The organism is Pseudomonas sp. SWRI92 (assembly GCF_014268685.1).
Taxonomy (GTDB): Bacteria; Pseudomonadota; Gammaproteobacteria; order Pseudomonadales; family Pseudomonadaceae; genus Aquipseudomonas; species Aquipseudomonas marvdashtae.
Window position 1 is genome coordinate 43,636 of record NZ_JABWQY010000025.1, and the last position, 7,452, is coordinate 51,087.

Annotated in this window: 10 protein-coding genes; 7 read left to right on the top strand and 3 right to left on the bottom strand. The window is 61.5% G+C overall.

Going from position 1 to position 7,452, the window contains the following annotated elements; all coding sequences use genetic code 11:
* Genes HU762_RS25360 through yacG form a run of 3 tightly spaced genes read left to right on the top strand, consistent with a single transcriptional unit; the run spans position 1 to position 1,696 of the window.
* Positions 1-870 carry an A24 family peptidase gene (locus tag HU762_RS25360; protein ID WP_186641548.1) on the top strand — a complete coding sequence of 290 codons (870 nt, stop codon included), beginning with the start codon at positions 1-3 and terminating at the stop codon, positions 868-870.
* Positions 870-1,493 (top strand): dephospho-CoA kinase, encoded by a 624-nt coding sequence (gene coaE, locus HU762_RS25365; protein ID WP_186641550.1) that lies wholly within the window; start codon positions 870-872, stop codon positions 1,491-1,493. The genes HU762_RS25360 and coaE overlap by 1 nt, the downstream gene beginning before the upstream one ends.
* Positions 1,490-1,696, top strand: coding sequence for a DNA gyrase inhibitor YacG (gene yacG / locus HU762_RS25370; RefSeq protein WP_186641552.1), 207 nt, complete (start codon positions 1,490-1,492; stop codon positions 1,694-1,696). Before coaE ends, yacG begins: the two co-directional genes overlap by 4 nt.
* Positions 1,697-1,701: 5 nt before the next feature.
* On the opposite strand, the gene HU762_RS25375 is transcribed toward yacG, so the two are convergent.
* Together HU762_RS25375 and HU762_RS25380 are read right to left on the bottom strand one after the other, a co-directional pair.
* A complete protein-coding gene (locus tag HU762_RS25375; protein WP_030140257.1) occupies positions 1,702-1,917 on the bottom strand; it encodes a hypothetical protein in 216 nt (71 codons plus the stop codon).
* Positions 1,918-1,980: 63 nt separating this feature from the next.
* Positions 1,981-2,667, bottom strand: a complete 687-nt coding sequence (locus HU762_RS25380) for an energy-coupling factor ABC transporter permease (RefSeq protein ID WP_186641554.1) — start codon at positions 2,665-2,667, stop codon at positions 1,981-1,983.
* Positions 2,668-2,810: 143 nt separating this feature from the next.
* Between HU762_RS25380 and HU762_RS25385 the strand changes: the two genes are divergently transcribed.
* Genes HU762_RS25385 through HU762_RS25400 form a run of 4 tightly spaced genes read left to right on the top strand, consistent with a single transcriptional unit; the run spans position 2,811 to position 5,546 of the window.
* Entirely contained in the window at positions 2,811-3,437 is a 627-nt protein-coding gene (locus HU762_RS25385) for a DUF1780 domain-containing protein (protein ID WP_003185538.1), read from the top strand.
* Positions 3,434-3,961, top strand: coding sequence for an MOSC domain-containing protein (locus HU762_RS25390; RefSeq protein WP_186641556.1), 528 nt, complete (start codon positions 3,434-3,436; stop codon positions 3,959-3,961). Before HU762_RS25385 ends, HU762_RS25390 begins: the two co-directional genes overlap by 4 nt.
* A gap of 52 nt (positions 3,962-4,013) precedes the next feature.
* A complete protein-coding gene (locus tag HU762_RS25395; protein WP_039593877.1) occupies positions 4,014-4,187 on the top strand; it encodes a DUF3094 family protein in 174 nt (57 codons plus the stop codon).
* Positions 4,188-4,247: 60 nt separating this feature from the next.
* Positions 4,248-5,546 carry an NAD(P)/FAD-dependent oxidoreductase gene (locus HU762_RS25400; protein ID WP_186641558.1) on the top strand — a complete coding sequence of 433 codons (1,299 nt, stop codon included), beginning with the start codon at positions 4,248-4,250 and terminating at the stop codon, positions 5,544-5,546.
* 70 nt (positions 5,547-5,616) lie between these two features.
* On the opposite strand, the gene HU762_RS25405 is transcribed toward HU762_RS25400, so the two are convergent.
* The gene (locus HU762_RS25405; protein WP_186641560.1) at positions 5,617-7,242 is read right to left on the bottom strand and encodes a methyl-accepting chemotaxis protein; all 1,626 of its coding nucleotides are present in this window, start codon (positions 7,240-7,242) and stop codon (positions 5,617-5,619) included.
* Between the last annotated feature and the right edge of the window lie 210 nt (positions 7,243-7,452).

The window sequence follows — 7,452 nt, forward strand, 5'->3', positions numbered from 1 at the left end:
ATGCCCCTGAGCGAATTCTTCGTGCTTTACCCCGCAGCCTTCGTGCTGACGGCCCTGTTGCTCGGGCTGGTCATCGGCAGTTTCCTCAACGTGCTGGTGTGGCGCCTGCCCAAGATGCTTGATCGCGAATGGCGCCTGCAGGCCCATGACCTCCTTGGTCTTCCTGCCGAAGCCCCCGGCCCGACCTATAACCTGATGCTGCCCCATTCCCAATGTCCTCACTGCGGCCATCGCATCCGGGCTTGGGAAAATATCCCACTGTTGAGCTACCTGATGTTGCGCGGCCGCTGTTCCAGTTGCGCCACGCCCATCGGCAAACGCTATCCGTTGACCGAATTGGCTTGCGGCGTCTTGTCGGCGTTTGTCGCCTGGCACTTCGGCTTCGGCTGGCAGGCCGCGATGGTGATGGTGCTGGGCTGGGGCTTGCTGTCCATGAGCCTGATCGACGCCGAACATAAACTGCTGCCCGATTCGCTGGTACAGCCGCTGCTGTGGCTGGGCTTGATCGTCAACAGTTTCGGGCTGTTCGTCTCGCTGGACCAGGCGTTGTGGGGCGCGGTGGCCGGTTATCTGGTCCTGTGGTCGGTGTTCTGGGTCTTCAAATTGATCACTGGCAAGGAAGGCATGGGCTACGGCGATTTCAAGTTGCTGGCGATGCTGGGGGCCTGGGGCGGCTGGCAAATCCTGCCGCTGACGCTGCTCTTGTCTTCGCTGGTGGGCGCGGTTATCGGGGTCATTGTGCTGCGCCTGCGCGACGCGCCAACGTCGACACAGATACCGTTTGGCCCCTATCTGGCAATTGCCGGCTGGATTGCCTTGCTCTGGGGTGGTCAAATAACCGACTTCTATTGGCAGTCAGTCGGTTTCTAATGAAAAGCTCTGCGCAAAAACCCTGGATTCTCGGCCTGACCGGTGGCATCGGCAGCGGCAAGAGCGCGGCGGCCGAGCATTTCATCGACTTGGGCGTACACGTCATCGACGCCGACCACGCGGCGCGCTGGGTCGTCGAACCCGGGCGCCCGGCACTGGCGAAAATCGCCGAGCACTTCGGCCCTGGCGTATTGCAGGCAGACGGCGCGCTGGACCGCGCGGCGCTGCGCAAATTGATCTTTGAAAATGCCGAGGAGCGCCGCTGGCTCGAGGCGCTGTTGCACCCTTTGATTGCCGAGGAAATCGCCCTTCATCTGGCCCAGGCAAAATCGTCCTACGCGATCCTGGTCTCGCCGCTGCTGATCGAGTCAGGCCAGTACGCCATGACCCAGCGGATCCTGGTGATCGATGCGCCGGAGCAATTGCAGATCGAGCGCACCTTGCAGCGTGACCAGACCAGCGAACAGCAGGTCCAGGCGATCCTCAAGGCCCAATCCAGCCGCCAGGACCGCCTGAGCCATGCCGACGACGTATTGGTCAATGACCGCGACCTAGCCTGGCTGCATAGCGAGGTCGAGCGCCTGCATCACTTTTACCTAACTTTGCGTGGAGGCCAATCATGAGCCAAGCCCCAACCGTTGATTGCCCAACTTGTGGCGCCCCCGTGGAATGGACCCCAGGGAATAAATTCCGGCCGTTCTGTTCCGACCGTTGCAAGCTGATCGACCTGGGCGCCTGGGCGTCGGAGGAGCACAAGATCCCGGTTGCCCCAGACGCCGAAGATGAGCTGTTCAGCGAAGACTTCAATCCTCGCTCCCATCATTAAGGTCGTTAAGGCCGCATGAAACCGTAGTCCTGGCTGTCGTCGAGATTTTCCGCCAGGAAACTCAACTCATCGGCCAAATCATCAACGCTGCGCACGGTCTTGCTCTGTTGCACGATTGCACTGAGCAAGGCCCGCAGGCTCAAGCCCGGGTCGAAACCGATTTCCATGGCGGCATCGTGGCTGCGCCGAATCTCTTGTCTCGCCCACTCATAAACACTCATGACGGTACTCCTGGAAATTTTCCAGAGCATGCCGGGGCCCCGCTGGGCCGGCCTTGACGTGAATCAAGGCTTGTCGTCGTCATTCCAGGGAGCCGACAGGTAGCGCGTGCGGTTGAAGGTCTCCAGCCATTCGGGACTGAATACCACCAGTGCGCTGATCACCATGCCGTTGATGAACGCCTCGGGAAAAATAATCAGCCAGAGGTAGCCAATGAAATCCTCCAGCCAGTAAGGCATCGCGAACAGGCCGTCGTACCACAACAGGCCGAGCCCCACCAGCAGGCATATCAAGGCCGAAAGCGCAGCTGCGAGGAACCCCGAACAAAAGATGTACACGAACAGATTGCGCGGTTGGGCACGCTCCACCAGGATCGCGCAGCATTCGGTGATCAACACCGGCAGCAAGACCAGCAACGCGCCATTGATCCCCACCGCCGCCAAGTCCTGACGCCCCAGCAGCACCAAGGCGAGCTGGGCCAGGAGCCCGCCGAGGATCGCCAGCGGCCAGTCCAACAGCAGGGTCACGGCGGTCATGCCGATGAAGTGATACGAAACGCCGGTGTCGAAGTCGCGGCGTACCAGCCACAACATGAACAACGCGAACACCGTGCCGAACAGCAAATGCTGGCGACGGCTGTCGGTAAACAACTCGACCCACGGCGCCCGCAGCACGGCCCAGACCAAAACCGGCAGATAAATCAGCCAGCCGGCCGCCAGGGTTTGGGACGAGAGCAATTGGGCACCGATCATCGAGCGACTCCTGTGACTTGCCCTTGCATCAAAAGACCCCGTGATAAGCCTGAGATTCAAGCCGGCAGTCTACACCCCACCCGACCGCCATTTATCGACGCAACGCTTTGGGCTTGTCGTAATTGAACGCTAAGCTAGGGCCCATGGATGATTCCGATTATTTACGCTTGCTGACCATCGCGGCTGAGCAAGCCAACGCCTTTCTCTCCAATGCCCGCAAATGGGAGCGTGAGCGTTGGGTCTGCCAGCGCCTGTTGCAAGGGCTGAACGTGCCTTATCGCGCCGATGAGTTCGCGCCCGCCGGGGAGCCACCAGACGTGTTGTTTCGCGATGCCAATTTCGAGGTGTTTTTTGTGCTCGATGAAGGCCGGCGCCTCAACGATGAATGGCGCGACGAGTTGCAACGTCGCCGCAGCGCCTTTTCCCTGAGCCAACTGGTGCGCCGTGAAGCCAAGCCCCGGCGCATCCCGGCCAACGAATTCCTGCTGAGACTGGCGCCGACCCTGCGCAAGAAAGCCCATAACTACACCGAGCGCGGCATGGACCTGGGGGAACTGGACATCATCGCCTTCGCCAGCCTCAAGCGCGAAGTGCTGGACCTCAACAGCCACTTTCCACCGCCCACCGAATATCTGCGCCAGGGCTGGCGTTCGCTGTCTTTGGTAGGGCCGACGTTTGCCCGGGTGTTGTTCGCCCATCCCGACGCGCCGGATTTCCTGCGGGGCAATCTGGGTCGCAGCATCGTCTTCGACGTCGGGATCAGCCTGTGAGCCCGCTGCAGGAGCTGATCGCCGCCGTGCCGCAACAGGGCCGCGTGCGCTGGATCGGCGTGCGCCCTGAGGGGCATGCGCCGATGATCGTCCTCGACGCTGTGGAAGCCCGCCTGGAGGCTGGGCTGACCGGCGATCATGCCCGGCCCGGCGTGCGCAATGCGCGGCAAGTGACGTTGATCCAATGGGAACACCTGGCGGTGATCAGCTCGCTGATGGGCCGCTCCGAGGAACAACCGGTGCTGCCCCATGAGCTGCGACGCAACATTGTGGTCAGTGGCATCAATCTGTTCAGCCTCAAGGGCCGGCGCTTTCGCATCGGCCAGGCCATCTTCGAAACCACCGGTTGGTGCCAGCCCTGCGCGCGCCTGGAGCGGAACCTGGGCGAAGGCACCTTCCAGGCCGTACGCGGCCATGGCGGAATCACTGCCCGGGTGATAAAAAGTGGAATCATTCGCCTGGCTGACAACCTTCTCGTCGAGCCCGTCCCAGCGAGCGGCTATGCTGCTTTCAATGCCGGATAGCCGGACGCTGTAACGTCTTCACATTTCGCAACGTCTACCTGACGAGGCCTTTATGACCAGCCGCCTGAACCCAGATGACCAGAAGCATGTCGAAGAGTACCTGCAACTGTCCCAGCACCGAGTCGAGCGCCGGCCTTTCCGGCCGTGGATGCTCCTGGTGGTGGTACTGGCCATCACGATTGGCCTGGGCCTGTTGAGCCGATTGATCAGTTACCTGACGCTATGAGTTGCTTGGCACTCGCGCAGGTAACGGCACTGAATTCCTTTAGCCTTGCGAGATATCCCCATGACTCATCGTATTGTCATCGTTGGCGGCGGCGCCGGCGGTCTGGAGTTGGCTACCCGTCTGGGTAAGACTCTGGGCAAGCGCGGTACGGCCAGCGTAATGCTGGTCGACGCGAACCTGACCCACATTTGGAAACCCCTGCTGCACGAAGTGGCCGCCGGGTCCCTGAACTCTTCCGAAGACGAACTCAACTACGTTGCCCAGGCAAAATGGAACCACTTCGAGTTCCAACTGGGGCGCATGAGCGGCCTGGATCGCGAGCGCAAGAGAATCCAGCTGGCCGCCACCTATGACGAGGCAGGCCTGGAGCTGCTGCCGGCCCGGGAGTTGGGCTACGACACACTGGTGATCGCGGTCGGCAGTACCACCAACGATTTCGGCACCGAAGGCGCGGCGCAACACTGCCTGTTCCTCGACACCCGCAAGCAGGCCGAGCGCTTCCATCAGCAATTACTCCACCACTATCTGCGTGCCCACGCCGGGCAGACCGATATCGTCGAGCGCATCAGCGTTGCGATTGTCGGCGCGGGCGCTACTGGCGTCGAGCTGGCGGCGGAACTGCACAACGCCGCCCATGAATTGCACGCTTACGGCCTGGACCGGATCAAACCGGAAAACATGCAAATCACCCTGATCGAGGCTGGGCCACGGGTCCTGCCGGCACTGCCGGAGCGGATCGGCGGGCCGGTGCACAAGACCCTGGAAAAACTCGGGGTGAATGTCATGACCAACGCCGCCGTCAGCCAGGTGACCGCCGACAGCCTGATCACTGCGGATGGCCAGGTGATCGATGCGAGCCTGAAAGTCTGGGCCGCCGGGATCCGCGCGCCGGACTTCCTCAAGGACATCGACGGGCTGGAAACCAACCGGATCAATCAACTGCAAGTGCTGCCGACGCTCCAGACCACCCGCGACGAAAGCATCTTCGCCTTCGGCGATTGCGCCGCCTGCCCGCAACCCGACAGTGACCGCAACGTCCCGCCCCGCGCCCAGGCCGCGCATCAGCAAGCCTCGCTGCTAGCCAAATCCCTGAAGCTGCGGATCGAGGGCAAGGCCCTGCCTCACTACAAGTACACCGACTACGGCTCGCTGATCTCGCTGTCGCGGTTCTCGGCGGTCGGCAACCTGATGGGCAACCTCACTGGCAGCGTGATGCTCGAAGGCTGGCTGGCGCGGATGTTCTACGTGTCGCTGTACCGCATGCACCAGATGGCGCTATACGGCATGTTCCGCACGGCGATGCTGATGCTCGGCAGCAAGATCGGGCGCGGGACCGAGCCTCGGTTGAAGTTGCACTAAGGCCTTACTGATGATCGTTCCCACGCTCTGCGTGGGAGCGATCATCGCGTTGCGTGGGAACACAGCCCGATCAAACCTGAAACCGTTGCACCATCGTGCGCAGCGAGTTGGCCAGTTGCGACAACTCATGGCTGGCCGCACTGGTCTGGTCCGCACCGGTGGCTGAGCGCACTGACAAATCACGAATATTGACCAGGTTGCGATCCACCTCGCGGGCCACTTGCGCCTGCTCTTCGGCGGCGCTGGCGATCACCAGGTTGCGCTCGTGGATTTCATTGACCGACGACGTGATCGTCTGCAGCGCTTCCCCCGCCCGCTCCGCCATCGCCAAGGTGCTGGCAGCGCGCGTCGAGCTCGCCTGCATGGAATCCAGCGCCTGGGTTGCGCCGCTGCGCATGCCTTGGACCATCTGCTCGATTTCCTGGGTCGATTGTTGCGTACGATAAGCCAGCGCACGAACTTCGTCAGCCACCACCGCAAACCCGCGCCCGCTCTCGCCGGCACGGGCAGCTTCGATGGCCGCGTTGAGGGCCAGCAGGTTGGTTTGCTCGGCGATGGCGCGGATCACGTCCAGTACCTTGCCGATATCCTGCGACTGGTTGGCCAAAGACTGCACCAAGCCGCCGGTCACCTGCACATCGTTGGCCAAGGCGCCGATGGCATCGACCGTATCGCTGACTCGTTGTTGCCCAAGGGAAGCCGACTCGCTGGACTGACGCGTGGCATCGGAGGTGGACACCGCATTGCGCGCGACCTCTTCCACGGCAGTGGTCATCTGCGTAACCGCCGTGGCGGCCTGTTCGATTTCGTTATTCTGCTGTTGCAAGCTGTGGGTGCTGTCGACGGTCACCGCGTTGAGTTCATCGGCGGCGGTGGCCAATTGCGTCGCCGAGCCGCTGATGCCCTGCAACGTATCACGCAGGTTGCGCTGCATTGTCGCCAGCGCCTTGAGCAAGCGGCTTACCTCGTCGTTGCCCTGGGTCTCGATCGGCCGGGTCAGGTCACCTCGGGCGACGCTCTCCGCTGCACTCAACGCTTCGCTCAGGGGCTTGACGATACTGCGCGTCAGCAGCATCGCCAAGGCAACCGTGGCGAGGGCGGCCAGCACGACAAACAGGCTGACAATCAGCCGCGATTCGGCATAGTGCTCCTGGGATTTCTGGCTCTCGATGGAAACCTGCTTGGAGAAAAGCTCGGCGAGATCATTGAGTTGCTTGCCGGACCCGTCCACGACGGTCTTCATGTCCACCAGCAGCAGCTTGATCAGATCGTCCCGGCGCCCCTGCTCTGCCAAGGTGAAGGATTGCGCGATACCTGCACGGTAAGCGGCAAAAGTCTGCTTGAACTGGTCATAGAGGGCTTTGCCTTCAGGCGTCACGACGAGCTTTTCGTAGGCAGCGATTTTTTCGCCCAGCTCCTTGTCGCGCGTGTCCATCTGCCCGCGATACACCGGAATGTTCTTAGGGTCCTGGTCGAGGGCCATGCGCAGGGAAATGGTGCGAATGCGCAACATCCACTCGCGAATCTCGTCACCGCCGCGAATGCTCGGCAGCCATTGGGTTTCCACCGCGACTTCGCTGTCACGAATACTCGACATCTGCCCTAGCGCGAACACCCCGAGCAACGCCACCAGTACGGCGATCAAGGCAAAACCCAACGCGGCACGGGGGGCGATATTCAACTGACGAAGAACCATAGGGAGTGCCTTTTTTATTGTTGGCCTGAAGTGGGGCCATGCCCCTGTCGGTGGGTTATCGGCGGGTTGTACGACGACTTAAGTCAATCCGTTTTTTCGCAGATCGAGTAGGAGGCGGATTTACATCCGCCGTCCTCTCACACCACCGTACGTACGGTTCCGTATACGGCGGTTCAGGTTATACGGATAAACCGTTAATCGTATCCAGTA

Coding starts and splice junctions, on each gene's coding strand:
- HU762_RS25375 (WP_030140257.1), bottom strand. CDS start 1,917: ATGAGTGTTTATGAGTGGGCGAGACAAGAGATTCGGCGCAGCCACGAT.
- yacG (WP_186641552.1), top strand. CDS start 1,490: ATGAGCCAAGCCCCAACCGTTGATTGCCCAACTTGTGGCGCCCCCGTG.
- HU762_RS25405 (WP_186641560.1), bottom strand. CDS start 7,242: ATGGTTCTTCGTCAGTTGAATATCGCCCCCCGTGCCGCGTTGGGTTTT.
- HU762_RS25395 (WP_039593877.1), top strand. CDS start 4,014: ATGACCAGCCGCCTGAACCCAGATGACCAGAAGCATGTCGAAGAGTAC.
- HU762_RS25380 (WP_186641554.1), bottom strand. CDS start 2,667: ATGATCGGTGCCCAATTGCTCTCGTCCCAAACCCTGGCGGCCGGCTGG.
- coaE (WP_186641550.1), top strand. CDS start 870: ATGAAAAGCTCTGCGCAAAAACCCTGGATTCTCGGCCTGACCGGTGGC.
- HU762_RS25400 (WP_186641558.1), top strand. CDS start 4,248: ATGACTCATCGTATTGTCATCGTTGGCGGCGGCGCCGGCGGTCTGGAG.
- HU762_RS25385 (WP_003185538.1), top strand. CDS start 2,811: ATGGATGATTCCGATTATTTACGCTTGCTGACCATCGCGGCTGAGCAA.
- HU762_RS25360 (WP_186641548.1), top strand. CDS start 1: ATGCCCCTGAGCGAATTCTTCGTGCTTTACCCCGCAGCCTTCGTGCTG.